Raw genomic sequence first — 24,882 nt, 5'->3', positions numbered from 1 at the left:
CTTACCCCTCGCCACGAAAAGTCTTCGACCACCGCTTCTTGCACAAAACCGTCCCTGCACTATGGTTCTGCCTTAGGTAGTACGCGACCGAACCCCGACGGGTTGCTTTAGGCGCTTTCGAGCGATGGCAACTTATCGGGGGTTTACATGCAGGATGTGAAACGATTTCACGCGCTGGACAGCCTGCGGGGTATCTGCGCAATAGCGGTCGTCCTTTACCACACCCATCTTGTCGGCAGCATCACGGAGTGGGCCTTCTTCGCCAATGCCGACTTGTTCGTCGAGTTCTTCTTTGTTCTCAGCGGTTTCGTCATGGCGCACGCCTACGGCAGCAAGCGTCAACTGGACTTCAGTCACTTCCTGATTTCGCGCACCTCCCGCCTGTTGCCCCTGCACGTGTTCATGCTCGCGGTCTTCATTGGCCTGGAATTCCTCAAGTACGCCGCCTACAAGCGTGGCTTTTCCTTCAATCAAACGCCTTTTACCGGCATCTACGCGCCGTCGCAGATCCTGCCCAATCTTCTGCTGGTGCAAAGCTGGACGCACCTGACGGAAAACCTGTCATTCAACACCGCGTCCTGGAGCATCAGCATCGAGTACTGGACCTACATGTTGTTCGCCGCGACTGTGTTCATGGCTTCCACGCGGCGATACCTGCTGTGGGCCGTCATCGCTCTTTGCGGATTTGCGCTGCTTTACCGCCAGATCGATGTCCTGACCGTCTACGCGCAAAAAGGCGTGGGCTGTTTCTTTGCCGGGGCATTGGCCTACGCCTTTTTCACCCGCTCAAGACGCTGGATTGCCCCTGGCTTTGGGTTGTTCAGCGTGCTGGAAGCCCTGTCAGCGCTCGCCATCTGGTGGGTGCTGACCTCTGAGTTGTCGCAAAAGGTATTGGCAGCCAGCGCAGTATTCTGCGTGACCATCGTGGTGTTTGCCTTCGATGGCGGAGCGTTGTCCCGCGTGCTCAAGTATGAATTCTTCGCACGTCTGGGGCGGTTGTCCTACTCCATCTACTTGACCCATCTGGCCATACTGTTCTTTGTTATTTCGGCCTTTATGGTGGTGCAGAAAAAAACCGGCTTTGACGCTGCGCCGATGCTGGGTGAAATTCGCTATCTGGACACCGGGCATGCCTGGCTGAATAACCTGATGGTGTTGCTGATTCTGGCGGTGGTCGTGACGATTTCCAGCGCGACTTATCACTATGTCGAGCTCAGAGGGCAGGGGGTGGGCAAGCAGTTATTGCGGCGCAGGATGGCGATGCCCGTGGGCTAAGGCAGTGATTCCTGTCCCAGCCAAAACCTCAACCCATTCAGTGCCGAGCGGACCGACCAGGACCGTCAGCACGTCAACATTTTTTAATTTATCAAGGACATAGTCAGAACCAATTCAGGAATGGCGGGCTCGGACCGTAGGCTTCTACTCTCAGAACAACCAAAAACAGAGAGAGAGACCGAGATGTACTTACCCCGATCCCCTATCGCCGCCAGCCTGATTGGCGCGAGCCTGATGGTCAGTTCTGCAGCGTACGCAGACACCCTGACCCGCGACAACGGCGCCGCCGTTGGCGACAACCAGAACTCCCAAACCGCCGGCCCCACCGGCCCGGTCCTCCTGCAAGATGTGCAATTGCTGCAAAAGCTCCAGCGCTTTGATCGTGAACGCATTCCGGAGCGTGTCGTGCATGCTCGCGGTACGGGCGTGCATGGCGAATTCGTTGCCTCCGACGACGCCTCCGACCTGAGCAAAGCCAAGGTCTTCAGCAAGGGCGAGCACACCCCGGTGTTCGTACGGTTTTCAGCCGTTGTCCACGGCAACCACTCCCCTGAAACCCTGCGTGACCCCCGCGGCTTCGCCACCAAGTTCTACACCGCCGACGGCAATTGGGACCTGGTCGGTAACAACTTCCCGACGTTTTTCATCCGTGACGCGATCAAGTTCCCGGACATGGTCCACGCTTTCAAGCCTGACCCGCGCACCAACCTGGATGACGATTCCCGACGTTTCGACTTCTTCTCCCACGTCCCGGAAGCCACCCGCACGCTGACGTTGCTGTACTCCAACGAAGGCACTCCCGCCAGCTATCGCACCATGGATGGCAACGGCGTGCACGCCTACAAACTGGTAAACGCCAAGGGCGAAGTCAACTATGTGAAGTTCCACTGGAAAAGCCTGCAAGGCCTGAAAAACCTCGATCCCAAGCAGGTCGCTGAAGTGCAGTCCAAGGACTACAGCCACCTGACCAACGATCTGGTTGCCGCCATCAACAAGGGCGACTTTCCGAAGTGGGACCTGTACGTCCAGGTGGTCAAGCCTGAGGACTTGGCGAAGTTCGACTTCGACCCACTGGACGCCACCAAAATCTGGCCCAATATTCCCGAGCGCAAAATCGGCCAGATGGTCCTGAACAAGAATGTGGATAACTACTTCCAGGAAACCGAGCAGGTCGCCATGGCGCCCGCCAACGTTGTGCCGGGTATCGAGCCTTCGGAAGACCGCCTGCTGCAAGGCCGGGTATTTTCCTACGCTGACACCCAGCTCTATCGCGTGGGCACCAACGTGTTGAGCCTCCCGATCAACGCGCCACGGGTCAAGGTCAACAACGGCAATCAGGACGGCGCGCTCAATACCGGTCATACCACCACCGGCGTGAACTACGAGCCAAGCCGACTCAATCCGCGTCCAGCGGCTGAAGAGGCGCGCTACAGCCAACTGCCACTGACCGGCAGCACACAACAGGCCAAGACCCAGAAGGAGCAAAACTTCAAACAGGCGGGCGATTTGTATCGTTCCTACAGCGAGAAGGACCGCAAGGACCTGATTCAGAGTTTTGGTGAATCCCTGGCGACCACCGATACCGAAAGCAAGAACATCATGCTGTCGTACCTCTACAAGGCCGATCCGGAATACGGCACCGGCGTGACCAAGGTTGCCAATGGCGACCTGGCCAAGGTCAAGCAGCTGGCCGCTGCACTGAAGGACTGACCGACCCCCTCGGCCCGTTGGCACAGCGGGCCGAGGTTTTTGAGGACATCACCTCTTGGAGGACAACACATGCGCAGAACCTTTTACGCGTTGTTGCTGTGTCTGACCGCGAGCGTGGTCCACGCCGGGCCGTCAGATACCGGCAGCACCGCTGACACCCAGACGCAACTGAAAGAGCTGTATTTTCAGGCCGCCCGAGAGGGCCGACAAGACATGCTCAACGAATTCATCAATGCCAAATTCGACCTGAACGTACAGGACGAAAAAGGCTACACCGCCCTGATTCTCGCCGCTTACCACGGCCAACAACCTGCCGTCACCCAACTGCTCAACGCTGGCGCTGATCCCTGCGCCAAAGACCTCAGGGGCAACACAGCGTTGATGGGGGCGATCTTCAAAGGCGAACTCAGCATTGCTCGGCAACTGGTCGCCGCTAATTGCGCGCCCGATCAACGCAACAACGCGGGGCAGACGGCGGCCATGTACGCGGCGCTGTTCCATCGCAAGGATGTGCTTGACGCACTGGCCGCCAAAGGCGCGGATCTCAATACCACAGACGCCATGGGCAACCGGGTGCAAAACCTTGAGCGCGGCGAATTCCAGCCGTTGTCGTCGAACAGGTGACGGATGCAAAACGCATCCGTTAGCCCAGCCAGCCTCATCAAACAACACCCAGATGGCTCTGCCGATGCACGAAATTGTGGGAGCGAGCTTGCTCGCGAAGATGCCAAGGAGTTTGAGCTCAAAGAAACATTGGATGCCGCGCTCATTCAGTTGGGAACAGCTTCGCCAATGGCGCGCGACCATAGTTGATCAACACTGAGAAGACATTCCGCATTTGCGCCGTAAGTCAGCAATGGCAGCGCCTCGGTAAGCCGAAGCCAGCGAAATGATGTGTGCTCCGCTGAGAGGACGGGATCTTCCATGCCCGAAACATCTACAGTAAAGACGCGTTCCTCTACTTGCTGAGGCTCCGCACCATAGTGCTTTCGCCATTGCTCCTTGATCGGATAGTGGTGACTGAATCCGGAGTAGATTGGGCTGTTGATGCGCAGCTCAGTTTCTTCGAACACTTCGCGAACTGCCGCGTCCTGGAAGCTTTCCTGATCTTCAAGCGCGCCCGATATGCCCTGAAAGAACGCTGGCAAGTCTAGATCGTTGCGAGCCGCACGCTGGAAAATCAGATACTGGCGTTCGCCTCCCAAAGAACGGGTCAGAAAAACGTGGACTGAGTAAGCACGTCGCATTGAAGTTTTCCTGGGCAAATGCTGGGTGTCGAACGCGCGTTTAGCTTTGCCAGGTTTTGGGTCTCTCACCTGTGCAACAGTGCAGCCTTTGTGCGTGGGAGCGTAGAGCATAAATAGCTTGATCTGGTTAAGGTAACTCGGACAAGCCGCCCCTCAAGCACCACCTTCCGGATTCAGTGTTTTCAAAAGTGTGTGGCGACTCCAAGGCCCGCAGTATCCGGGCAGATGCGCAACGATTCGGTAACCGCAGCGTTTATACCAGTCAGCCACCCCGTCATCGAGGGTCTCAATGAGTGCTTCCCGGCATCCACGCGCCAGAGCCAGCGCCTCAAGTCGGTGCAAAAGCTCAGTGCCGAGTTTCCGCCCTCGGCAAGCGGCGTCTACCCACAGGTAATTGATAAAAAGACGTCGGAATTCGGTACGGCCCGTCACACCGCCTATCAAGATTCCATCTTCCAACACCATGCAAGCGATAGGATTCGCAACGCCGCCCCGTTCACGGGACAAATTCTGACCGTGTTTTATAACGCCCTCCGACACGGCCTGCAGTTGCTGCTCGCTAATGCGGCATGTTTGCCATTCCTTCATGTCATTTCCTTATGTCCGTTGTATCAACATTCCGTGCAAGTGCCGTTCCTATCGGCGCTCGATTGGCTGTTTATGACCGCTAACGGGTTGTGGCAAGGACAGCGCCAAGGGCAGATTGACGCTGGCAGGGCCGATCAGGGGAGTTAACTAAAACTCCATTCCTCAGCCTGGACGACTCGGCAGAATGGTCCACCTAACGTCGCATTATGGTGGGCAACGATGGCCTCTGCTATGAGTCCTGGAGTATCGGAACAGGTGTGTCCGTCTGCGATGAGGACAGCATCAAATCCGCAATCGCGGGCGGCGCGGCAGGTACTGTCTACGCAGTATTGAGTTTTCATGCCTGTAACGACGACGCCGTCACACTCGCGCTCACGTAGCAGAGTTGCCAGGTCAGTCTGAAAGAAGGCGTTGGGGCGTTTTTTCTCGAAAATGACTTCATTACCCATTAGCTGTAATTCCTGGGCAAGCTCGGTGAGCGGGCTGCCCGGCTCAATTGGAGACCCTGCTGGACCTATATGGCGGGCAAGAAAGATGGGGGCTCCTGTTGCTCGGGCACTCCTCATGAGTTCATTCAATGTATTGATAAGCGCCCGGACTTCCCAAGGTTTGTCCGGGCCATGAACAAGCCCTACCTGCATGTCGAGAATCAGAAGTGCATACATGTGCGTTTCCTTACGTGGGTGCCAGCAAAACCGGGGCAAAAAAAAGACCCGATCCATTGCTGGCGGGTCTTTTGGGATTGTGTGCTGGTTTAATTCACACAGCCTCCCACGACCCGCCAGTGGCGGTCGTGAAGGTTGTGGTTGATTCGAAGCGTGGCGTAGTCATGAGCCCGAAGTTAACGTTGTCGGGACGGTGTTGCAAGCGAACGCGGTCAGGATGAACGTCCTTTCCACTGCCGCTTCACCCCATGTCGCGGGGCAAGCCACGCTCCTGCAAATGCCAGTCAGCCCTCAGTCCTCTTCCAGCCAAAACCGCAACGGTTTGCCCTGCGCCGGCCACAGCCGCAATTGCTCGATGGGCGACACATCCCACCTCTGCACTTTGCCCATCGCTTCAAGGAACCGGTGTTCCTGCTCCATCAGCGCCGGCGCGCACAGTTTGCGGGTGCTGCCGACCGGGCCGAAGGTGATGGCATCGCCCTGCAACTGGTATGACGCGAACCAGTGATTGCAGCCGGCATTGCCGTAGGCGCGGCCGTCGTTGCCGAGGGTCATGGTCAGGTGGCTGTTGTCGATCAACGGCTGTTCACCGATCCATTCCAGCACGTAACCATGGTCCTGCTTGAGGGCAGGTGATTCGGTGGCGCATCCCGCCAGCAGCGTGGTCGCCAGCAGTGTCAGCAGAAACGGTTTCATGCGGCTTTCTTCGCGCAGGCAGGGCAGAGGTGGTTTTCGCCGACGACCTTCCAGCCCAGCTCCTCGATGCGCGCGGTGGCGGCAGGCTTGAGGGCTTTTTTGCCGTCCTTGCCGTCAACCATGAACTCGATGTCGCGCTCTTTGCCGCAGTCGTTGCAATTGACTTTCCACTGATGGATCGCCAGCTCGGTGAACGCCGGGCCGTTGGCGACGGCCACCCACTGACCGGTCGGATTAATCAGGTGGCGGACTTTTTCGACGTTCAGGCGCATGAACAGCTCTTTGCTGCCTTTGACGGTGACCAGCAGCACGTCGTCGGGCTTGATCGAGCCGCCGTTGCCGGTCACTTGATAGCGACCGACGGCTAGGCTGCGGCATTCGATCAGGGTGTGTTGCGGGGTGAGCATGCTGTAACGGAAATCGTGTTCGGCCATGGGGGTCTCCAAATAGGCGCGCATGCTAACACTTTAGAGGATGAATTCTCGCGGCCGACCACCCTGTGACCGGCAGCAAGCATGCTTACTGCACCAGGTTCTGCGGGCTGCCCGCCGCCCAGCCGGTGATGTTATCCAACGTAGTCTGGGCGATCGCGCCGAGGGCCTCTTTGGTCAGAAACGCCTGATGGGCGGTGATCACCACGTTGGGAAATGTCAGCAGACGGGCCAGCACATCGTCCTGCAGTGGCAGATCCGAGCGGTCCTCGAAAAACAGCTGGGCTTCCTCTTCATAGACGTCCAGTCCGAGGTAGCCCAACTGGCCGCTCTTGAGGGCGTCGATCAGCGCCGGCGTGTTCACCAGAGCGCCGCGCCCGGTATTGATCAGCATCGCGCCGCGCTGCATGCGCGACAGCGAATCCGGGTTGATCAGGTGCCGGGTGTGATCGTTGAGCGGGCAATGCAGGCTGATGATCTGCGCTTCGGCGAGCAGTTCGTCGAGGGGCAGATAACGGGCGCCCAGTGCTTCGACCCGCGGGTTGGGGTACGGATCGTAGGCCAGCAATTGGCAGCCGAAGCCCGCCATGATCCGCGCGAACGTCGCCCCGATCTGGCCGGTGCCGACCACGCCGACGGTCTTGCCCACCAGATCGAAACCGGTCAGGCCGTGCAGGCTGAAATCACCGTCGCGGGTGCGGTTGTAGGCGCGGTGCAGGTGGCGGTTCAGCGAGAGGATCAATGCCACCGCATGTTCTGCGACGGCATGGGGCGAGTAGGCCGGAACCCGCACGACGCTGAGGCCGAGCCGCTTGGCGACGGCGAGATCAACGTGATTGAAACCGGCCGAGCGCAGGGCTATTAATCGGGTGCCGCCTGCGGCCAGTTGCTCCAGCACCGGTGCGCTCAGGTCATCGTTGATGAACGCGCAGACCACCTCGTACTGATCGGCCAGCGCCACCGTGTCCAGCGTCAACCGCGCGGGCTGGAAATGCAGCTCGATGTCCGGGACGGTCTGCGCGCCAAGAAAACTCTCGCGGTCGTAGGTCTGGCTGCTGTAAACAAGCGTGCGCATGGTTGCTCCTTAAATGGCCTGACGTATGGCTGTCGCAGCAAACAGAGTGAACGTGATCACACAGCAAAAATCAGTGACCTGGATCAAGCCGTCACGCGCGCCTCGGTTTCCAGTCGGCTGATGGCCTTCTCCAGTTCATCCAGGGCCTTGTCGCTGTCCGCCGATTCCTGCTTCAGCAGGGTCTCGCTGCGCTGGCACGCCGCGCGCAATTGCGGGACGCCGCAGTAACGGGTGGCGCCGTGGAGGCGGTGGACGCGTTCGATCAGCGCGACGTTGTCCCTGGCCTCGCGTGCAGTGAGGATGGCCTCGCGGTCAGTGGCGAGGGAGGCCAGCAGCATCGCCAGCATGTCCGCCGCCAGATCGGCTTTGCCCGCCGCCAGCCGCAGCCCTTCTTCGTGATCAAGGACCTGCAGATTGATGCCGCCCTGAGCGATTTCGATCGGCCGCTCCGGCGCTTGATTGCGCAGCGCCAGCCCGGTCCACTTCAGCACCACCTGCGCCAGTTGACGCTCGCTGATCGGCTTGGTCAGGTAATCGTCCATGCCGCTCTGCAACAGCGCGCGTTTCTCGTTGGCCATGGCGTGGGCGGTCAGGGCGACAATAGGCAGCGACGTGGCCTGACGCTGGCTCTCCCAGCTGCGAATTTCTTCGGTGGCCTGACGCCCGTCCATGCCCGGCATCTGCACGTCCATCAGCACCAGATCGAAGGGTTCATCCTGCACCGCTTGCACCGCCGCATAACCACTGTCGACAGCCTTGACCTTGGCACCCATGTCTTCGAGCAAGGTCTGCACCAGCAACAGATTGGCCGGGTTGTCGTCGACGCAGAGAATGCGCGGCGGCCGGCTCGACAGCGGCTCCGGCACCTCGTTGCGCAACTGCTTGGGCTGGATCAGCTCCGACAGCGCGCGGCGCAGTTTGCGCGTACACGCAGGTTTGGCCTGCAACTGGTTGTAGGCGTCGGGCACGGAAAACTGATACAGCGCCTGTTCGGTGGTCGGGCACAGCACCAGCACTTTGCAGTTGAGGTTTTCCAGGTCCCAGATCTGCTGGCGCAGGCGCTCGGGTGGCAGTTCGTGGGCGGTGACGCCGAGCACGGCCATGTCGATGGCGTGGGGCGTCTGGTGCACCACCGTCACGCCGTTGATGAGGTTTTCCAGATTGTTGAAGACCATCGGCTGCAGACCGCAGTCTTCCAGCTGATGCTCAAGCGCCTGACGCGACAGGTCGTGATGCTCCAGCACCGCCACTCGACGGCCCAGCAGCGGCGGGGCGGGCAGGTCTTCGAGGTCGTCGCGGGTTTTCGGCAGCGTCAGGCTGATCCAGAACTCCGAACCTTCCCCCGGCGTGCTCTCGACGCCGATCTCGCCGCCCATTTGCTCGACCAGCCGCTTGGAAATCACCAGCCCCAGTCCGGTCCCGCCGGAATGCCGCGACAGGGAATTGTCCGCCTGGCTGAACGCCTGGAACAACGCGCGCACGTCCTGGCTGGAGAGGCCGATGCCGGTGTCCTGCACGCTGATGCGCAACTGCACGGTGGTGTCGTGTTCCTCCTCCAGCATCGCCCGCGCAACGATGGTGCCCTCGCGGGTGAACTTGATCGCGTTGCTGACCAGGTTGGTCAGTATCTGCCGTAGCCGCAGCGGATCGCCCACCAGCGACAGTGGTGTGTCGCGATAGACCAGGCTCACCAGCTCCAGCTGTTTGGCGTGGGCGGCGGGGGCGAGGATGGTCAGGGTGTCCTGCAACAGGTCGCGCAGGTTGAACGGGATCGCGTCGAGGACCAGCTTGCCGGCCTCGATCTTCGAGAAATCCAGAATCTCGTTGATGATGCTCAACAGGTTGTCGGCGGATTTTTCGATGGTGCCCAGGTAATCGTACTGACGCGGGGTCAGTTCGCTTTTCTGCAACAGGTGGGTGAAGCCGAGGATGCCGTTGAGCGGCGTGCGGATTTCATGGCTCATATTCGCCAGAAACTCGGATTTGATCCGGCTGGCCTCCAGGGCTTCCTTGCGCGCCAGGTCCAGCTCGATGTTCTGGATCTCGATGGTTTCCAGGTTCTGGCGCACGTCTTCGGTGGCCTGCTCGATGCTGTGCTGCAATTCTTCCTGGGCGTTCTGCAACGTCGCCGCCATGCGGTTGATGCCCGACCCCAGTTCGTCCAGCTCGTAACTGCCCATGGGCGGCAATCGCGCTTCCAGATTACCGTCCTTGAGCTGGGCGACGACGTGTTTGATCTGGGTGATCGGGCCGTTGATGGTGCGGCTCATGCGCAACGACAGAATGGCGGTCAGACCGAGACCGATGACAATCAGGATGAGGCTGGCAAACAGGCTGCGATAACCGCGCAGCAGGGTGCCGTTGTGGGACAGCTCCAGCTCGACCCAGCCGAGCAGGCGGTCGGCTTCGGCGGGAACCACATCGCCGGTCAGGTGGCGACTGCGCCCGAACACCGGCATCAGGTAGCGGGTCGCGTCGTTTTCCGAGCGCTGCAGCATGTGCGTGCTGTTACCGATGGGGGCCTGATTGATCATGCTGGGGCCGGCGTGGGCCAGCATTCCCCGCTCTGCATTGAGGAACGACACCGCGCGCACGTCGGCCTGCTCCAGCACCTGGCCGGCGATGCGTTCGAGCATGGCTTGGTCACCGCTGGCCAGCGCGGCGGCAGACAGCGGCGCCAGCTCGTTGGCAATCATCTCGCCACGCTTGAGCAACTGGGTCTGCAATTCGGTGAGCTGCATCCAGGTGAAATACCCGCCCAGCAGCGCCGCCATCAGGCACGCCGGCAGCAGAGTCAGCAGCATGACGCGGCCTTTGATGCCCACTTTTCTCAGCACACTTCTTCTCCAACAACCCGGCACGAATTCAGGCAACCGCTGCGCCAATGCAGCGTGTGGCGCTCGATCACTGCGCAGTGTAGTCATTTGCGCCTCGTGCATACAGTGCGCCGACGCGTGCCGACCTGATGGAACTGGACACTTCCCTTGTAGGACTGGCTTTAGCCGGAAAGGTATTGGAGGTCACACCGCAAAATTTGCTGGTGCCCAAGCGGGCCTCTTCCCGGCTGAAGCCATTCCTACCGAAGCACGGTGCTCCGATTGGAGACGCATCGCCGGCAGGCCAGCATTGCCCCATGGCGCGCAATCTTGAATAATCCGCTGCTTGAGAATCAATCGCAGACGCCAATGACTCCCGCCAACATTCACCGCCCCCACATACTCGCCATCGAGGACGATGTCGTGCTCGGTGCGTTCGTTCATGATCAGCTTGATCGTTGCGGATTTCAGGTGACCTGGTGCCAGAACGGCGTCGAAGGGCTGGCCTGCGCGCAACGCGAACCGTTCGACGTGGTGGTGATGGACATCCTGCTGCCGGGCATGAACGGCCTCGACATCCTCACCCATCTGCGTCGCCGCCACAGCATGCCGATCATCCTCATGTCTGCCCTCGGCGCCGAGGCCGACCGCATCACCGGCTTCCAGAACGGCGCCGACGATTACCTGCCCAAACCCTTCAGCGTCGATGAACTGCGGGTGCGCATCGAGGCGATCCTGCGCCGGGTCGACCTGGAACGTCGCTTCCACGCCCTGACGGCGATCGAGCCCGAGCCCAGCGTCGAAAAAGTCGATGAAGACAGTTTGACCTTCGACGAAGCGCGCTGTGACGTCTTCTTCGCCGACGCCCCGGCGCAATTGACCGGCAGCGAATACCGTCTGCTGGAAACCCTGTGGCGCAATCCCGAAGACGTCCTCAGCAAAGCCTTCCTCTATCAGCACGTCTTGCAGCGCGGCTACTCGCGGCATGACCGCAGCCTGGACATGCACATCAGCCAGATTCGTCGCAAGCTCAAAGCCGTCGGCTATCAGGCGCGGCAGCTGCGCACGGTCTGGGGCAAAGGCTACGTCCTCACGGCGGCGGTGGCGGATGCTTGAGGTGTTGAATGCCTGAGTCACGCAAACGGCTGCCCGGCCGGCATTCGCTGTTCTGGAAACTGGCGGTCCTGCTGGTCGGCTTCTGCCTGCTGATGATCTGGCTCAGCTGGTATTGGGGCCGCTACATCGAGACCCGCAACGCCTATCTCAACGCCGAGGCCCATCAGGTGCTGAACGACTACGCGGCGCAGGCCGAACGGGCGTGGAGCAGGGGTGGCCAGCGCGGCGTCGACGAATGGCTGAAGCAGGTCCGTCAGCAGGAACCCGGCTGGGTCGGGGTCATCGGCAGCGATTTGCAATCACTCGGCAGCGCGCGGCTGACCCGCGAGCAGTTCCAGCGCCTGACCTTCATGCGCGGCATCGACTGGCCGATGAGCACGCGGCAGAAAACCGTGCCCTGGCTGAAGATCCCGTTTCCCGGCAACCCGGACGCGGGCAGTCTGGTGATCGAACTGCCGGAGCGCTTCAAGCCGGGCCGTTATGCGCTGATCGGGCAGATCCTCACCAACGGGCTGATTCCCGCGCTGTTCACCCTGCTGTTGTGCGTCGGGCTGTATCGCCTGCTGATTCGTCCGCTCAATCAATTGCGCGAACAGGCCAACGCATGGCGCGCAGATCGGCTGACCAGCCGACTGTCGCCGCAAATGACCGAGCGCCGTGATGAACTGGGTGAGCTGAACCGCGCCTTCGACCACATGGCCGCGCGCCTGCACTCGACGGTGCAGGTTCAGCAGCAGTTATTGCGCGATCTTTCCCACGAACTGCGCACGCCCCTGAGTCGCCTGCGGGTGGCCTGCGACAGCGAGCAAAGCCTGCCCGAACTGCGCGAGCGCCTGAGCCGGGAGGTGGATGGCATGCGCCGGCTGGTGGACGACACCCTGCAACTCGCCTGGCTCGACACCGAGCGCGAAAAACTGCCCGACGAGGACATTCAGGTGGTGGCGCTGTGGGAGATGCTGGTGGATGACGCCTGTTTCGAAACCTGCTGGCCGTCCCGTCAGTTGCGCTGCGATCTGGACAGCGAGTGCTGGGTCAGTGGCCATCTCAACACCCTGGCCCAGGCGCTGGAAAACATTCTGCGCAATGCCATCCGCCACTCGCCGCCCGAGGGCATCGTGCGCCTGGACGGTCGGCGTGAGGGCGATGACTGGCTGTTGTGGCTGGAAGATCAAGGCGGCGGGATCGACGAGGGCGATCTCGAGCGGATCTTCGCGCCGTTCATCCGCCTCGACGGCGCCCGCCCCGGCGACGGTGGTTTCGGCCTGGGTCTGAGCATCGCGCGCAACTCGCTGCGCCTGCAGGGCGGGGACTTGTGGGCGGAGAACACCGGGCAGGGCTTGAGGATGATCATGCGGTTGCCGGCGCGGAACAATCCGCCTTATTCCATTCAGCGATAACCTCCTCACTTTGCGTGATATGGGCTGGCGGCGATTGCCGGTATGATAAGCGACCCCCGCACGTCTGGATCGCGAACACGCCATGACCCTGCAGTATCAAACCATCGCCGATTGCGTCGGCGACACCCCGCTGGTGCGTCTGCAACGCATGGCCGGGAACACCAGCAACACGTTGCTGCTCAAGCTCGAAGGCAATAACCCGGCCGGTTCCGTGAAGGACCGCCCGGCGCTGTCGATGATTACCCGCGCCGAACTGCGCGGGCAGATCCACCCCGGCGACACCCTGATCGAAGCCACCTCCGGCAACACCGGCATCGCCCTGGCCATGGCCGCGGCGATCAAGGGCTACCGCATGATTCTCATCATGCCCGACAACTCCAGCGCCGAGCGCAAGGCCGCCATGACCGCTTATGGCGCCGAGCTGATTCTGGTCAGCAAGGAAGAGGGCATGGAAGGTGCCCGTGACATGGCCGAGCGCATGCAGGCCGAAGGCCACGGCAAAGTGCTCGACCAGTTCGCCAACGGCGACAATCCCCAGGCGCACTACGTCGGCACCGGGCCGGAAATCTGGCGGCAGACCGGCGGCACCGTCACCCATTTCATCAGCTCCATGGGCACCACCGGCACCATCATGGGCACCTCGCGCTTCCTCAAGGAACAGAACCCGGACATCCAGATCGTCGGGCTCCAGCCTATGGATGGCGCGTCGATTCCGGGCATTCGCCGCTGGCCTCAGGAATACCTGCCGAGTATTTATCAGGCCGATCGCGTCGACCGGATTCTGGACATGGGCCAGGCCGAAGCCGAGGACGTGATGCGTCGTCTGGCGCGGGAAGAAGGTATTTTCTGCGGCGTGTCGTCGGGCGGCTCCGTCGCCGGGATGCTGCGGCTGTCGCAGGAAGTCGAAAACGCGGTGATGGTCGCGATCATTTGTGACCGCGGCGACCGTTACCTGTCGACCGGCGTCTACGATGCGCCCAACTGATGGCCAAGCGTGATGCAGGCCTGCGTTTCCAGCCCAGCGGCGGCACCCGGGCCCCGCAGGTCCCCACCGGTAAAAAACAACGCCTGACCATCGAGCGGCTGGCCAACGACGGTCGCGGCATCGCTTTCGTCGACGGCCGCACCTGGTTTGTCATGGGCAGTCTGGCCGGCGAAGAGGTCGAGGCCCGCGTGCTCAATGCCCACGGCAAAGTGGTCGAAGCCCGCACCGAGCGCGTGTTCCAGGCCAGTCCTGTGCGCCGGCCAGCCGCGTGCCCGCATTTTGGCCGTTGCGGCGGCTGCAGCACCCAGCACATGCCCCACGCCGAACAGCTCGCCCTGAAACAGAGCATGCTTGCCGAGCAATTGAGCCGCATCGCCGGGGTCGAGCCGCAGGAATGGGCCGCGCCCCTGACCGGCGATGAATACGCCTACCGCCGCCGCGCCCGCGTTGCCGTGCGCTGGGACGTCCGCGCCAAACGCCTGGACGTCGGATTCCGTGCCGCCGCGAGTCAGGACATCATCGCCATCGAACAATGCCCGGTGCTGGTACAGGCCTTGCAACCGATCATGACAGCGTTGGCGCCCATGCTCCGCCGTCTGAGCAAACCTCAGGCGCTGGGACATGTCGAGCTGTTCAGCGGTTCGGCCAATGCCGTGCTGCTGCGGCACACTGCGCCGTTGCCTGAGAGCGATCTCACAATCCTCAAGGCATTTTGCGACACCCATGACGCGCAACTGTGGTTGCACGGCGAAGGCGAACCGCAACCGGTCGACCCTTCCGCGCAACTGGGCTACCGCCTGGAACCGTGGAATCTGTCCCTGGCCTATCGCCCTGGCGACTTCGTGCAGGTCAATGCTCAGGTCAACACCGCGATGATCGAACAGGCGCTGGCCTGGCTCGCGCCGGACAAGGACGAACGAGTGCTGGACTTGTTCTGCGGGCTTGGTAACTTCGCCCTACCGCTGGCGCAAATAACGCGCGACGTGGTGGCCGTGGAGGGCGTCGAGGCCATGGTTCAGCGGGCGACGGCCAATGCCGCCGGCAACGGTTTAAGCAACGTGACGTTTTATCAGGCCGATCTGTCGCAGCCACTGGACAAGGCGGCCTGGGTGGCGGAAGGTTTCGCCGCAGTGCTGCTCGATCCGCCGCGTGACGGGGCGGTCGAAGCAGTGGGCAAGCTCAAGTCGCTGGGCGCTCAACGCGTCCTTTATGTGTCGTGCAACCCGGCCACGCTGGCGCGCGACACGGTTGAATTGATCAAGCAGGGCTACCGTTTAAAACGTGCCGGAATCCTCGATATGTTCCCGCAGACAGCGCATGTCGAGGCGATGGCGTTATTTGAAGCGAGCAAGTGAGGCGGCGGCTCAGGAAATGCCGATGCCTTACACGGAGTCTCGTTTAATCCGACTGGCCCGCGCGTACACGACCTTGCATGGCCCGCAAGGCGCACGCGCTCAAGAAGGCCGGCGACTGATGGCGCATTTCATCGCGCCGTAGGGAAGGTAAGCAACATGGTACAGGTGAGACCCCACCAGCCGATCAACACAGACGGCAGTATCAACCTCGACGCGTGGCTGGATCACGTGGTCAGCGTCGACCTCGCAGTGGACCGACAGGCCCTTAAAGAGGCCTGTGAATTTGCCCGGCACGCCGAGCAACAGGACAACGCCGCCAAGAACCTCTGGGCGGAGGGCACGTCGAGTTTTCAGACGGGCCTGGAAATCGCTGAAATCCTGGCCGACCTCAAGCTCGACCAGGACTCACTCGTCGCCGCCGTGATTTACCGCGGCGTGCGCGAAGGCAAGATCTCGCTGCCCGACGTCAACCAGCGCTTCGGCCCCACCGTCACCAAGCTCATCGACGGCGTGCTGCGCATGGCGGCCATCAGCGCCAGTCTCAGCCCGCGGCAATCGCTGGTGCTCGGCACCCAGGCCCAGGTCGAAAACCTGCGCAAGATGCTGGTGGCCATGGTCGACGACGTGCGCGTCGCGCTGATCAAGCTGGCCGAACGCACCTGCGCCATCCGTGCGGTGAAGAACACCGACGATGAAAAGCGCAACCGCGTCGCCCGGGAAGTCTTCGACATCTACGCGCCCCTGGCCCACCGGCTGGGCATCGGTCACATCAAATGGGAGCTGGAGGACCTGTCCTTCCGCTACCTGGAGCCCGAGCAGTACAAGCAGATCGCCAAACTGCTGCACGAACGCCGCCTTGATCGCGAGCGCTTCATCACCGACGTCATGTCGCAGCTTGAGAACGAGCTGCTGGCCACCGGCGTCAAAGCCGACATCAGCGGCCGGGCCAAGCACATCTACTCGATCTGGCGAAAAATGCAGCGCAAAGGTCTGGAGTTCAGCCAGATTTACGACGTGCGTGCCGTTCGCGTGCTGGTGCCGGAGATGCGCGATTGCTACACCGCCCTCGGCATCGTCCACACCCTGTGGCGGCACATTCCCAAGGAATTCGACGACTACATCGCCAACCCCAAGGAGAACGGCTATCGCTCGCTGCACACGGCGGTGATCGGCCCGGAAGGCAAGGTGCTGGAAGTGCAGATCCGCACCCACGCCATGCACGAAGAAGCCGAGCTGGGGGTCTGCGCGCACTGGAAGTACAAGGGCACCGACGTCAAATCCGGTTCCAATCACTACGAAGAGAAAATCTCCTGGCTGCGTCAGGTCCTCGAGTGGCATGAGGAGCTGGGTGACATCGGCGGGCTGGCGGAACAGCTGCGCGTCGACATCGAGCCCGACCGCGTCTACGTGTTCACCCCGGACGGTCACGCGATCGACCTGCCCAAGGGCGCGACGCCGCTGGACTTCGCCTACCGCGTGCACACCGAAATCGGCCACAACTGCCGTGGCGCCAAGATCAACGGCCGCATCGTCCCGCTGAACTACAGCCTGCAGACCGGCGAGCAAGTCGAGATCATCACCAGCAAGCACGGCACGCCGAGCCGCGACTGGCTGAACTCGAACCTGGGTTACATCACCACGTCCCGGGCGCGGGCGAAGATCGTGCACTGGTTCAAGCTGCAGGCGCGCGACCAGAACGTCGCCGCCGGCAAGGTGCTGCTGGAGCGCGAACTGGCGCGTCTGGCGCTGCCTCAGGTGGACTTCGACAAGCTGGCCGAGAAGGCCAACATGAAGATCGCCGACGACATGTTCGCCGCCCTCGGTGCCGGCGACCTGCGCATTGCTCAGTTGGTCAATCTGGCTCAGCAACTGGTCGAGCCGGAACGCGGCAACGAGCAGCTGGAGCTGATTCCACGCAAGGCCACGGGCTACAAACCGGGCAAGCGCGGGGACATTCAGATCCAGGGCGTCGGCAACCTGATGACCCAGATGGCCGGCTGCTGCCAGCCGCTGCCGGGCGATGCGATCGTCGGTTACATCACCCAGGGCCGCGGCGTGAGCATTCACCGTCAGGACTGCGCCTCGGTGCTGCAACTGGGCGGGCGCGAACCCGAGCGGATCATTCAGGTCAGCTGGGGCCCGGTGCCGGTGCTCACCTACCCGGTGGACATCATCATCCGTGCCTACGACCGGTCGGGCCTGCTGCGCGACGTTTCGCAGATCCTGCTCAACGAGCGCATCAACGTCCTGGCGGTCAACACCCGCTCGAACAAGGAAGACAACACCGCGCTGATGTCGCTGACCATCGAGATCCCGGGCCTGGACGCGCTGGGCCGGCTGCTGGGGCGCATCTCGCAACTGCCGAACATCATCGAAACGCGGCGAAACAGGACGCCGTGAGGCGTAGCTGCAAGCTATAAGCGGCAAGCTGCAAGCTGCAAGCTGTACGCGCACGGCTTGAAGCTTGTGGCTTGCCGCTTGAAGCTGTGACCAAAGGGATCCCTCATGTATAGCCTCCAAGACCTGCTCACGCTCATGGCCCGTCTGCGCGATCCGCAATTCGGTTGCCCGTGGGACGTGAAGCAGAATTACGCGAGCATCGTGCCGCACACCCTCGAAGAAGCCTACGAAGTGGCCGACGCCATTGAGCGCGGCGATTTCGATGACCTGCGCGGTGAGCTGGGCGATCTGCTGTTTCAAGTGGTGTATTACTGCCAACTGGCGCGGGAAGAAGGGCGTTTCGAGTTCGATGGCGTGGTGGACGGTATCACCCGCAAACTGATTCGCCGTCATCCCCACGTGTTCCCGACCGGCGATCTGTACGCGCCGCTGGAAACCCCGCGTCTCAGCGAAGAGCAGGTCAAGCACCGCTGGGAACAGATCAAAGCCAAGGAACGCGCCGAGAAGGCCAGCGCACCCGAGCAGCTGTCCCTGCTGGACGATGTGCCGGGCGTATTGCCGGCGCTGTCGCGGGCGGCGAAGCTGCAGAAGCGCGCGTCCCAGGTCGGGTTCGACTGGCCGGACGCCTTGCCGGTGGTCGATAACGTCCGTGAGGAGCTCGACGAAGTCCTCGAAGCCATGGCTGACAACGACAGCGCGGGGATCACCGAAGAAGTCGGCGATCTGCTGTTTGCCGCCGTCAATCTGGCCCGCCACCTCAAGGTCGATCCGGAAAATGCCCTGCGCGCCGCCAATGCCAAATTCGAGCGGCGCTTCAGATTTATCGAACAGGCCTTGCGCGACACCCGGCGCCCCATCGAAGATTGCAGCCTCGAAGAGATGGATGCGCTCTGGGGCGAAGCCAAGCGTCAGGAAAAGATCACGCCCAACTGCGGTTGAGTTGACTATTTAGAGAGAGAAGACAGATGGCGGGTATTTCCCTTCGTGACCAGTTGCTGAAAGCCGGACTGGTCAATGAAAAACAGGCGAAGCAGGCCAGCAAGAGCAAGCAGAAGGAGCAACGTCTGGTGCACAAGGGCCAGGCGGTGGCGGACGACACCAGCCAGCGCGCTGCCCAGGAAGCGATGGCCGAGAAAGCCAAACGTGACCAGGAATTGAATCGTCAGCAGCAGGAAAAAATCGAGCAGAAAGCCCGTGCGGCACAGGTCAAGCAACTGATCGAAGCCACGCGCCTGCCGAAGCTGACCACCGAGGACTACTACAACTTCGTCGATGACAAGAAGGTCAAGCGCCTGTCCGTCAACGCCCTGATGCGCAGCAAACTGAGCAACGGCTCGCTGGCCATCGTGCACCACGGCGGCAGCTACGAGGTGATCCCCCGCGAAGCCGCCCTCAAGGTGCAGGAGCGCGATCCGCGCCGTATCGTCATGCTCAGCGCGCCGACCGAAGAGCCGGATGGCGACGATCCGTACGCTGCGTATAAGATCCCGGATGACCTGATGTGGTAAGCGCCCGTCGCTCACTCAGCTAAAACAACAAAACCCGCCACGTGGCGGGTTTTGTTTTGCTGCGATTCCGAAATTACGAATGACTGGCCTCAAGCTTTGCTTCTTGCTCGGCAAGCTCTGCTGCGTAACGCTGTGCGTCCGATTCGTAATGAAACATCCCTACCAGCTGGTCTTGTTGGCGTACATCCCAGATCTGGATGCCATCGGCGATGCTTTCGTGGGAGATGTGGGCGTCGTCGCGTTCAGTAACAGTTACGGTCATAGTGCAAACTCCTGACTTTTGGAAATCTGCGGCAGGACGTCGCAGGCCTTCTTTATAGTTTTCGGCGGCCGACCAAGTAAACGCGCGCTTCCGGCAACAGTTATTTACCAAATCCGTAACAGTGCGCTAAATGCTTGTATTTGAAGGGTGTGCGGCGTTTTGTCACACTCGGTTGAAGGCCATGAAGAATGTTTCATGTAGGCCTGAATCACTGATCGACGCCAAAAAAAACCCCGCCATGAAGGCGGGGTTTTTCGTATTACGCTCGATGCAGGGCGTGAATCAGCTGGCTGAATTAACTGCCCTTGACCGACTTACCGTTCACCGTGCCGTCCTGCAGCATGATGTTGTATTCCTTGCCGTCGGTTTCAACCTGTTGCAGGCGAACCAGCAGGTAGTCGTAGTCCTTGGCGAACCACATCACGGTGATGCGCTTGTTCTGCGTCGGGTCACGCACGCGTTCGACCTTGATGGCGTCGACCGAACCGACTTTGGTCTCGACCTTTTCAGTGCCGAGCACGCGGAAGTCATAGGTGTCGATTTCGTCACCGTCGACGACCTGGTACGACATGCTCTTCTTGCCCGCCGCTACGTCATGCTGCAGCGCGAGCTGGTAGGTGGACTTGTCGAGGACACCGGCATTCAGCGGGATTTTCACCGCGTCGCCACGGTCCGAACCGGTGATGAATTTGGTGGGCCAGTCGAATACCAGATCGACCTTTTTGCTCTTGCCCAGGCCGCCACGTTCGAAGTGGTAGGTCTGCGGCAGCAGCTGATCCTTGTCGACTTTGATCGTGCTGACTTCGGTCAGGCTGGCGATCATCATCGATGCGTTGAAATTCAGGGTCCAGGTGCCGTTGGCGTTCTTCTCGAGGCTGCGGGTGGCGCTGCCACCGCTCATGGGCAGCTGTTTCCAGTCAGCGGTGTAGCTGGCGGAGAAAGGTTGAAGGTCTGCCGCGTTGACTGCGGGAAGTGCGAACAGAGCGAAAGCGAAGAGCAAAGCGCGACGCATAATATCTCCTAATGTCGGATCAAGTGGCCGCTGGGCCCTAAGGGCTGGCCGTCCAGTGAGGCGCCGTGTTCGTCGAGGGTCAATCGTCCTTCGGCGAACCAGCGAATGGCCAGGGGATAAATCAAGTGTTCCTGGGCGTGTACCCTCTGTGCCAGCGTGGCGGGCGTGTCGTGCAACTCTACAGAAACAACTGCCTGTACGACCAGAGGCCCCCCATCGAGTTCCTCGGTGACAAAGTGCACGCTGCAGCCATGGTCGGCATCGCCGGCCTCGAGCACCCGTTGATGGGTGTGCAGGCCTTTATACCGCGGAAGCAGGGAAGGGTGAATGTTCAGCAGGCGGCCATGGTAGTGGCGGACGAACCCGGGCGTGAGGATGCGCATGAATCCGGCGAGCACCACCAGCGACGGCTGAAACGAATCGATGGCCTCGATCAGCGCCGCATCGAAGGCCTCGCGACCTTCGTAGCCGGTGTGATCGAGCACGCGGGTGTCAATTCCCGCACGGGCGGCCCGCTCAAGCCCGAAGGCATCGGCGCGGTTGGAAATCACCGCACGGATGCGCGCAGGGCTCGCGCTGTCCTGAAAGCTGTCGATCATTGCCTGCAGGTTACCGCCAGTGCCGGACAGCAGCACCACCACATCACAGGGTTGGGGCATGTCAGGCATTAATGAGCCTTGACGTTCTTCAGCTCGACTTGTGCAGCGCCTTCGGCAGCGGTGCCGATCTGGCCGATGACCCACGGCTGCTCACCGGCTTCACGCAGGGCATTCAGCGAGACTTCGACGTGTTCCTGGGCCACGCAGATGACCATGCCGACGCCGCAGTTCAGCACGCGGTGCATTTCATGCTCATCGACGTTGCCTTTTTCCTGCAGCCAGTCAAAGACCGCCGGACGGGTCCAGCTGGCCACGTCGACGATGGCCTGAGCGCCTTCTGGCAGCACGCGCGGGATGTTGTCCAGCAGGCCGCCGCCGGTGATGTGGGCCATGGCTTTCACCGCGCCGGTGTCTTTGATCAGCTTGAGCAGCTGCTTGACGTAAATGCGGGTTGGCGCCATCAGCAGGTCGGTGAGCGGCTTGCCGTCGAGCTGGATGGTGTCGATGTCGGCACCCGACACGTCGATGATCTTGCGGATCAGCGAGTAGCCGTTGGAGTGCGGACCGGAAGACGGCAGGGCGATCAGTGCGTCGCCGGCGGCCACCTTCGAGCCGTCGATGATGTCAGCTTTCTCCACGACACCGACGCAGAAGCCGGCCAGGTCGTAGTCTTCGCCTTCGTACATGCCGGGCATTTCAGCGGTCTCGCCGCCGACCAGCGAGCAGCCAGCCAGTTCGCAGCCCGCGCCGATGCCGGTCACCACCTGAGCGGCGGTGTCGACGTTGAGTTTGCCGGTGGCGTAGTAGTCGAGGAAGAACAGCGGTTCAGCGCCGCAGACCACCAGATCGTTGACGCACATGGCGACCAGGTCAATGCCGATGGTGTCGTGTTTGTTCAGATTCAGTGCCAGGCGCAGCTTGGTGCCGACACCGTCGGTGCCGCTCACCAGAACAGGCTGCTTGTAGCCGGCCGGGATTTCGCACAGAGCGCCGAAGCCCCCGAGCCCGCCCATCACTTCCGGGCGCTTGGTGCGCTTGGCGACGCTCTTGATGCGTTCGACCAGCGCTTCACCGGCGTCGATGTCAACACCGGCGTCTTTGTAGCTCAGGGAGGGTTGCTTGCTCATGATCCAGGCCTTTAGGGGGGGATTCGGGGTAACGACCGAGTGGCAACGACGCGGGGGCCGTTTCATCGCCGGTCTGCGAAGGCGCGCGATTTTATCAGGGTTGGGCGCAAGCGGCCATCCTTGGGCCGACGGGCAGGACAATGGTGAAGAAAAAATAACCCGGTTTATCCCGCCGCACCCGTTCGTCGACAGAGGGATCCGGTGTAACGTTGGCGCCTGAGTGAGCGATTCGGGCGCGTCTGCGGTCAGAGTCGGGTCATTCGTCTTTATGCAGCTATTTATAGCGTTGCCTTTTTACCCAGCGGGAATCTTTCATGCGTCCACCTTCATTCATGCGCCTAAAAAACTGCCTGTTCGCAGGGTGCCTCTCATTGATGAGTCTGCCGGCGCTCGCCGAGACGGTGAACACTCTTTATCAGGTGCGCGAGCCCGTCAGCGGCCAGACCCCTGACGAGAAAACCCGCGCCACCCAGGCCGCGCTGGAAACCCTGGTCATCCGCTTGACCGGCGACCCCAAGGCCGTGCAGAACGGCGGCCTTGCCGACGTGCGCAAGGACCCTCAACAAATCATCAGCCAGTATGGTTATGACGCCGGCCCGCCGGAAACCCTCCAGGTCGACTTCGACCCGTCGAGCACCGAGCGCGTGCTGCGGCAGGCCGGGCTGTCGTTGTGGGGCTCCAACCGTCCGGTGATCATGGCCTGGTGGCTGAACGACGCGACTGACGGCGCCAACCTGGTCGGCGACGGCCAATCCTCCGCCGAGCCTTTGCGCCGCGCGGCTCAGCACCGCGGTCTGCCGCTGCGTCTGCCACTGGCGGACCTGGGCGAGCAGGGTATCGGCAACGCCAAGACCCTCGACGGCAACAACGTCGGCCCGCTCAAGGAGGCTTCCGAGCGCTACGGTTCGGATGCGATTCTGGCGGTTCACGCGCAGGAAAACGGTGGCCAGTGGCAGGGCAAATGGCACCTGTGGCTGGGCGACAAGATGGAGCAGGGCAGTGCCAGCGGCGCCAGCTCGGCGGAACTGGCCGACGCGGTGCTGTTGGCGGTGAGCCAGCGTCTGGCGCCACGCTTTGTGGTCAAACCGGGCGCTTCGACGGGCATGGTGCTGGACGTACAGGGCATGAATCTTGAGCGTTACGCGCAGCTGTTGCACCTGCTCGAACCCTTCGGAGGCCGTCTGAAATCAGCCGAGGGTGACCGTATCGCTTTCGATGTCAGCGGCAGCCCCGATCAGTTGCGTTCCCAGTTGGCGCTGGCGAAACTGCAGGAAGTGCCGGTCGGTGAAATCGCCAGTGCGCCGGACAGTTCTGCGGCCAATCCCGCGCCGGTTTCCGCGGACGGCACGCCAGCGCCACCGCAGCCGCCCGCTGTTTCCGACAGCGCATTGCACTTCCGTTGGTGAACAGGTTCATAACGACGTTGCACGAAGCACATCATCCTGGGGAAAGAGGCAGTAATGACTGATACGCGTCGTTGGTTCTGGCTGGGCGGGGTTGTCCTGGTCTGTTTGTTCGTCTGGCTGCTGCATTCGATTCTGACCCCGTTCCTGGTGGCGCTGCTGCTGGCGTACATGGGCGATCCGCTGGCAGACCGGCTGGAAAAACTGAAGCTGTCGCGCACCATGAGTGTGGTGACGGTGTTTCTGTTGTTCACCCTGATCTTCATGGGCCTGCTGTTGGTGCTGGTGCCGATGCTGGCCAAGCAGCTTTATCGCCTGTACGAACTGGCGCCGCAGATTCTCGACTGGCTGCAGCACACCGCGATGCCGTGGGCGCAGGCCAAACTGGGGCTGGCAGAAGGGTTCTGGAAGTTCGACAAGGTCAAGGCGGCGATCTCGGAGCACATGGGTCAGACCGGCGACATCGTCGGCATCGTCCTGTCCCAGGCCACCACCTCGACCCTGGCGCTCATCGGCTGGCTGACCAATCTGGTGCTGATCCCGGTGGTCTGTTTCTACCTGCTGCGTGACTGGGACGTGATGATGGCGAAGGTGCGCAGCCTGCTGCCGCGTCATCGCGAGAAGAAAATCGTCGCACTGGCGGATGAATGCCATGAAGTCCTGGGTGCGTTCATCCGTGGCCAGTTGCTGGTGATGGTCGCGCTGGGCGTGATTTACGCCGCCGGCCTGATGCTGGTCGGGCTGGAGCTGGGGCTGTTGATTGGTGTCATTGCCGGTCTGGCGGCCATCGTGCCGTACATGGGCTTCGTCATCGGCATTGGCTCGGCGATTCTGGCCGGTTTCTTCCAGTTCGGCGGCGACCTGTACCCGATGCTGGGCATCGTCGCGGTGTTCATGGTCGGTCAGGCGCTGGAAGGCATGGTGCTGACGCCGCTGCTGGTGGGTGACCGCATCGGCCTGCACCCGGTGGCGGTGATCTTCGCGATTCTGGCGGGCGGCGAGCTGTTCGGATTCACCGGTATCCTGCTGGCGTTGCCGGTGGCGGCGGTGATCATGGTCCTGGTGCGCCATGTTCATGACCTGTACAAGGATTCGGACATCTACGGCGGTCTGGACGACCTGGATCTCTGATTCCCGCGAATCAGGATTCGTGAAGGCGCGCGGTGTTCACCGCGCGTCTCTTTCCTCCACGGGATTTTCCCGTAATCCCCTGTC

The 24,882-nt window shown here is 61.5% G+C and carries 23 protein-coding genes; 12 read left to right on the top strand and 11 right to left on the bottom strand.

Annotated elements, in window-relative coordinates:
- Window positions 1-156 precede the first annotated feature (156 nt).
- The 3 genes from SLW75_RS24350 to SLW75_RS24340 all read left to right on the top strand — a co-directional run bounded on the left by SLW75_RS24350 (window position 157) and on the right by SLW75_RS24340 (window position 3,609).
- Window positions 157-1,275, top strand: coding sequence for an acyltransferase family protein (locus tag SLW75_RS24350; RefSeq protein ID WP_410935656.1), 1,119 nt, complete (start codon window positions 157-159; stop codon window positions 1,273-1,275).
- Window positions 1,276-1,509: 234 nt separating this feature from the next.
- Complete coding sequence (katB, locus tag SLW75_RS24345) at window positions 1,510-2,985, top strand: catalase KatB (RefSeq protein WP_410935684.1); 1,476 nt, start codon at window positions 1,510-1,512, stop codon at window positions 2,983-2,985.
- A 69-nt stretch (window positions 2,986-3,054) separates the two neighbouring features.
- Window positions 3,055-3,609 (top strand): ankyrin repeat domain-containing protein, encoded by a 555-nt coding sequence (locus SLW75_RS24340; RefSeq protein ID WP_410935655.1) that lies wholly within the window; start codon window positions 3,055-3,057, stop codon window positions 3,607-3,609.
- A 146-nt stretch (window positions 3,610-3,755) separates the two neighbouring features.
- On the opposite strand, the gene SLW75_RS24335 is transcribed toward SLW75_RS24340, so the two are convergent.
- From SLW75_RS24335 to SLW75_RS24305, 7 genes are all read right to left on the bottom strand, one after another.
- A complete protein-coding gene (locus tag SLW75_RS24335; RefSeq protein WP_410935654.1) occupies window positions 3,756-4,232 on the bottom strand; it encodes an NUDIX domain-containing protein in 477 nt (158 codons plus the stop codon).
- Between the two features lie 153 nt (window positions 4,233-4,385).
- Window positions 4,386-4,820: a GNAT family N-acetyltransferase gene (locus SLW75_RS24330; protein ID WP_410935652.1), complete on the bottom strand. Its 435-nt coding sequence runs from the start codon at window positions 4,818-4,820 to the stop codon at window positions 4,386-4,388.
- A gap of 143 nt (window positions 4,821-4,963) precedes the next feature.
- Window positions 4,964-5,485 (bottom strand): cysteine hydrolase family protein, encoded by a 522-nt coding sequence (locus tag SLW75_RS24325; protein WP_410935651.1) that lies wholly within the window; start codon window positions 5,483-5,485, stop codon window positions 4,964-4,966.
- A gap of 291 nt (window positions 5,486-5,776) precedes the next feature.
- Window positions 5,777-6,181 carry an META domain-containing protein gene (locus tag SLW75_RS24320; RefSeq protein ID WP_410935650.1) on the bottom strand — a complete coding sequence of 135 codons (405 nt, stop codon included), beginning with the start codon at window positions 6,179-6,181 and terminating at the stop codon, window positions 5,777-5,779.
- Window positions 6,178-6,615: a hypothetical protein gene (locus SLW75_RS24315; RefSeq protein WP_065992852.1), complete on the bottom strand. Its 438-nt coding sequence runs from the start codon at window positions 6,613-6,615 to the stop codon at window positions 6,178-6,180. Before SLW75_RS24315 ends, SLW75_RS24320 begins: the two co-directional genes overlap by 4 nt.
- Before the next feature lie 85 nt (window positions 6,616-6,700).
- Window positions 6,701-7,687: a 2-hydroxyacid dehydrogenase gene (locus SLW75_RS24310; RefSeq protein ID WP_410935649.1), complete on the bottom strand. Its 987-nt coding sequence runs from the start codon at window positions 7,685-7,687 to the stop codon at window positions 6,701-6,703.
- An 83-nt stretch (window positions 7,688-7,770) separates the two neighbouring features.
- A complete protein-coding gene (locus SLW75_RS24305; RefSeq protein ID WP_410935683.1) occupies window positions 7,771-10,524 on the bottom strand; it encodes a response regulator in 2,754 nt (917 codons plus the stop codon).
- 348 nt (window positions 10,525-10,872) lie between these two features.
- Between SLW75_RS24305 and SLW75_RS24300 the strand changes: the two genes are divergently transcribed.
- The 7 genes from SLW75_RS24300 (at window position 10,873) to SLW75_RS24270 (ending at window position 19,264) form a co-directional block, all read left to right on the top strand.
- Window positions 10,873-11,619, top strand: a complete 747-nt coding sequence (locus tag SLW75_RS24300; RefSeq protein WP_410935682.1) for a response regulator transcription factor — start codon at window positions 10,873-10,875, stop codon at window positions 11,617-11,619.
- Between the two features lie 8 nt (window positions 11,620-11,627).
- A complete protein-coding gene (locus SLW75_RS24295; protein ID WP_065992858.1) occupies window positions 11,628-13,016 on the top strand; it encodes a sensor histidine kinase in 1,389 nt (462 codons plus the stop codon).
- An 82-nt stretch (window positions 13,017-13,098) separates the two neighbouring features.
- The gene (cysM, locus tag SLW75_RS24290; protein WP_410935648.1) at window positions 13,099-14,001 is read left to right on the top strand and encodes a cysteine synthase CysM; all 903 of its coding nucleotides are present in this window, start codon (window positions 13,099-13,101) and stop codon (window positions 13,999-14,001) included.
- Window positions 14,001-15,356 carry a 23S rRNA (uracil(1939)-C(5))-methyltransferase RlmD gene (gene rlmD, locus SLW75_RS24285; protein WP_410935647.1) on the top strand — a complete coding sequence of 452 codons (1,356 nt, stop codon included), beginning with the start codon at window positions 14,001-14,003 and terminating at the stop codon, window positions 15,354-15,356. The genes cysM and rlmD overlap by 1 nt, the downstream gene beginning before the upstream one ends.
- Window positions 15,357-15,512: 156 nt before the next feature.
- The gene (gene relA / locus SLW75_RS24280; protein WP_065992867.1) at window positions 15,513-17,756 is read left to right on the top strand and encodes a GTP diphosphokinase; all 2,244 of its coding nucleotides are present in this window, start codon (window positions 15,513-15,515) and stop codon (window positions 17,754-17,756) included.
- 105 nt (window positions 17,757-17,861) lie between these two features.
- Window positions 17,862-18,695 carry a nucleoside triphosphate pyrophosphohydrolase gene (gene mazG / locus SLW75_RS24275; protein ID WP_410935646.1) on the top strand — a complete coding sequence of 278 codons (834 nt, stop codon included), beginning with the start codon at window positions 17,862-17,864 and terminating at the stop codon, window positions 18,693-18,695.
- A gap of 26 nt (window positions 18,696-18,721) precedes the next feature.
- On the top strand, window positions 18,722-19,264 hold the full coding sequence (locus tag SLW75_RS24270) for a DUF2058 domain-containing protein (RefSeq protein ID WP_065992872.1): 543 nt from the start codon (window positions 18,722-18,724) through the stop codon (window positions 19,262-19,264).
- Between the two features lie 73 nt (window positions 19,265-19,337).
- Here the strand turns inward: SLW75_RS24270 and SLW75_RS24265 are convergent, their stop codons facing one another.
- The 4 genes from SLW75_RS24265 to purM form a co-directional block, all read right to left on the bottom strand.
- Entirely contained in the window at window positions 19,338-19,526 is a 189-nt protein-coding gene (locus SLW75_RS24265) for a hypothetical protein (protein ID WP_065992874.1), read from the bottom strand.
- 295 nt (window positions 19,527-19,821) lie between these two features.
- Window positions 19,822-20,538, bottom strand: a complete 717-nt coding sequence (locus SLW75_RS24260) for a DUF3108 domain-containing protein (RefSeq protein ID WP_410935645.1) — start codon at window positions 20,536-20,538, stop codon at window positions 19,822-19,824.
- A gap of 8 nt (window positions 20,539-20,546) precedes the next feature.
- Complete coding sequence (gene purN, locus SLW75_RS24255) at window positions 20,547-21,197, bottom strand: phosphoribosylglycinamide formyltransferase (RefSeq protein WP_296307256.1); 651 nt, start codon at window positions 21,195-21,197, stop codon at window positions 20,547-20,549.
- An 8-nt stretch (window positions 21,198-21,205) separates the two neighbouring features.
- Entirely contained in the window at window positions 21,206-22,264 is a 1,059-nt protein-coding gene (gene purM / locus SLW75_RS24250) for a phosphoribosylformylglycinamidine cyclo-ligase (protein WP_192133858.1), read from the bottom strand.
- A gap of 332 nt (window positions 22,265-22,596) precedes the next feature.
- Between purM and SLW75_RS24245 the strand changes: the two genes are divergently transcribed.
- Both SLW75_RS24245 and SLW75_RS24240 read left to right on the top strand, forming a co-directional pair.
- Entirely contained in the window at window positions 22,597-23,670 is a 1,074-nt protein-coding gene (locus SLW75_RS24245; RefSeq protein ID WP_410935681.1) for a DUF2066 domain-containing protein, read from the top strand.
- A gap of 54 nt (window positions 23,671-23,724) precedes the next feature.
- A complete protein-coding gene (locus tag SLW75_RS24240) occupies window positions 23,725-24,798 on the top strand; it encodes an AI-2E family transporter (RefSeq protein ID WP_065992883.1) in 1,074 nt (357 codons plus the stop codon).
- The last annotated feature ends 84 nt before the right edge of the window (window positions 24,799-24,882 follow it).

It is taken from the genome of Pseudomonas sp. W5-01 (assembly GCF_046540435.1).
GTDB lineage: Bacteria > Pseudomonadota > Gammaproteobacteria > Pseudomonadales > Pseudomonadaceae > Aquipseudomonas > Aquipseudomonas graminis_B.
Note: the sequence above shows the minus strand (reverse complement) of the source record. Positions and strands in the feature narration are given on the sequence as shown.

Bases quoted from the DNA above. Each gene is read 5' to 3' on its own strand.
- katB (WP_410935684.1), top strand. From the start codon at position 1,510: ATGGTCAGTTCTGCAGCGTACGCAGACACCCTGACCCGCGACAACGGC.
- SLW75_RS24340 (WP_410935655.1), top strand. From the start codon at position 3,055: ATGCGCAGAACCTTTTACGCGTTGTTGCTGTGTCTGACCGCGAGCGTG.
- SLW75_RS24335 (WP_410935654.1), bottom strand. From the start codon at position 4,232: ATGCGACGTGCTTACTCAGTCCACGTTTTTCTGACCCGTTCTTTGGGA.
- SLW75_RS24330 (WP_410935652.1), bottom strand. From the start codon at position 4,820: ATGAAGGAATGGCAAACATGCCGCATTAGCGAGCAGCAACTGCAGGCC.
- SLW75_RS24325 (WP_410935651.1), bottom strand. From the start codon at position 5,485: ATGTATGCACTTCTGATTCTCGACATGCAGGTAGGGCTTGTTCATGGC.
- SLW75_RS24320 (WP_410935650.1), bottom strand. From the start codon at position 6,181: ATGAAACCGTTTCTGCTGACACTGCTGGCGACCACGCTGCTGGCGGGA.
- SLW75_RS24315 (WP_065992852.1), bottom strand. From the start codon at position 6,615: ATGGCCGAACACGATTTCCGTTACAGCATGCTCACCCCGCAACACACC.
- SLW75_RS24310 (WP_410935649.1), bottom strand. From the start codon at position 7,687: ATGCGCACGCTTGTTTACAGCAGCCAGACCTACGACCGCGAGAGTTTT.
- SLW75_RS24300 (WP_410935682.1), top strand. From the start codon at position 10,873: ATGACTCCCGCCAACATTCACCGCCCCCACATACTCGCCATCGAGGAC.
- SLW75_RS24295 (WP_065992858.1), top strand. From the start codon at position 11,628: ATGCCTGAGTCACGCAAACGGCTGCCCGGCCGGCATTCGCTGTTCTGG.
- cysM (WP_410935648.1), top strand. From the start codon at position 13,099: ATGACCCTGCAGTATCAAACCATCGCCGATTGCGTCGGCGACACCCCG.
- rlmD (WP_410935647.1), top strand. From the start codon at position 14,001: ATGGCCAAGCGTGATGCAGGCCTGCGTTTCCAGCCCAGCGGCGGCACC.
- relA (WP_065992867.1), top strand. From the start codon at position 15,513: ATGGTACAGGTGAGACCCCACCAGCCGATCAACACAGACGGCAGTATC.
- mazG (WP_410935646.1), top strand. From the start codon at position 17,862: ATGTATAGCCTCCAAGACCTGCTCACGCTCATGGCCCGTCTGCGCGAT.
- SLW75_RS24270 (WP_065992872.1), top strand. From the start codon at position 18,722: ATGGCGGGTATTTCCCTTCGTGACCAGTTGCTGAAAGCCGGACTGGTC.
- SLW75_RS24265 (WP_065992874.1), bottom strand. From the start codon at position 19,526: ATGACCGTAACTGTTACTGAACGCGACGACGCCCACATCTCCCACGAA.
- SLW75_RS24260 (WP_410935645.1), bottom strand. From the start codon at position 20,538: ATGCGTCGCGCTTTGCTCTTCGCTTTCGCTCTGTTCGCACTTCCCGCA.
- purN (WP_296307256.1), bottom strand. From the start codon at position 21,197: ATGCCCCAACCCTGTGATGTGGTGGTGCTGCTGTCCGGCACTGGCGGT.
- purM (WP_192133858.1), bottom strand. From the start codon at position 22,264: ATGAGCAAGCAACCCTCCCTGAGCTACAAAGACGCCGGTGTTGACATC.
- SLW75_RS24245 (WP_410935681.1), top strand. From the start codon at position 22,597: ATGCGCCTAAAAAACTGCCTGTTCGCAGGGTGCCTCTCATTGATGAGT.
- SLW75_RS24240 (WP_065992883.1), top strand. From the start codon at position 23,725: ATGACTGATACGCGTCGTTGGTTCTGGCTGGGCGGGGTTGTCCTGGTC.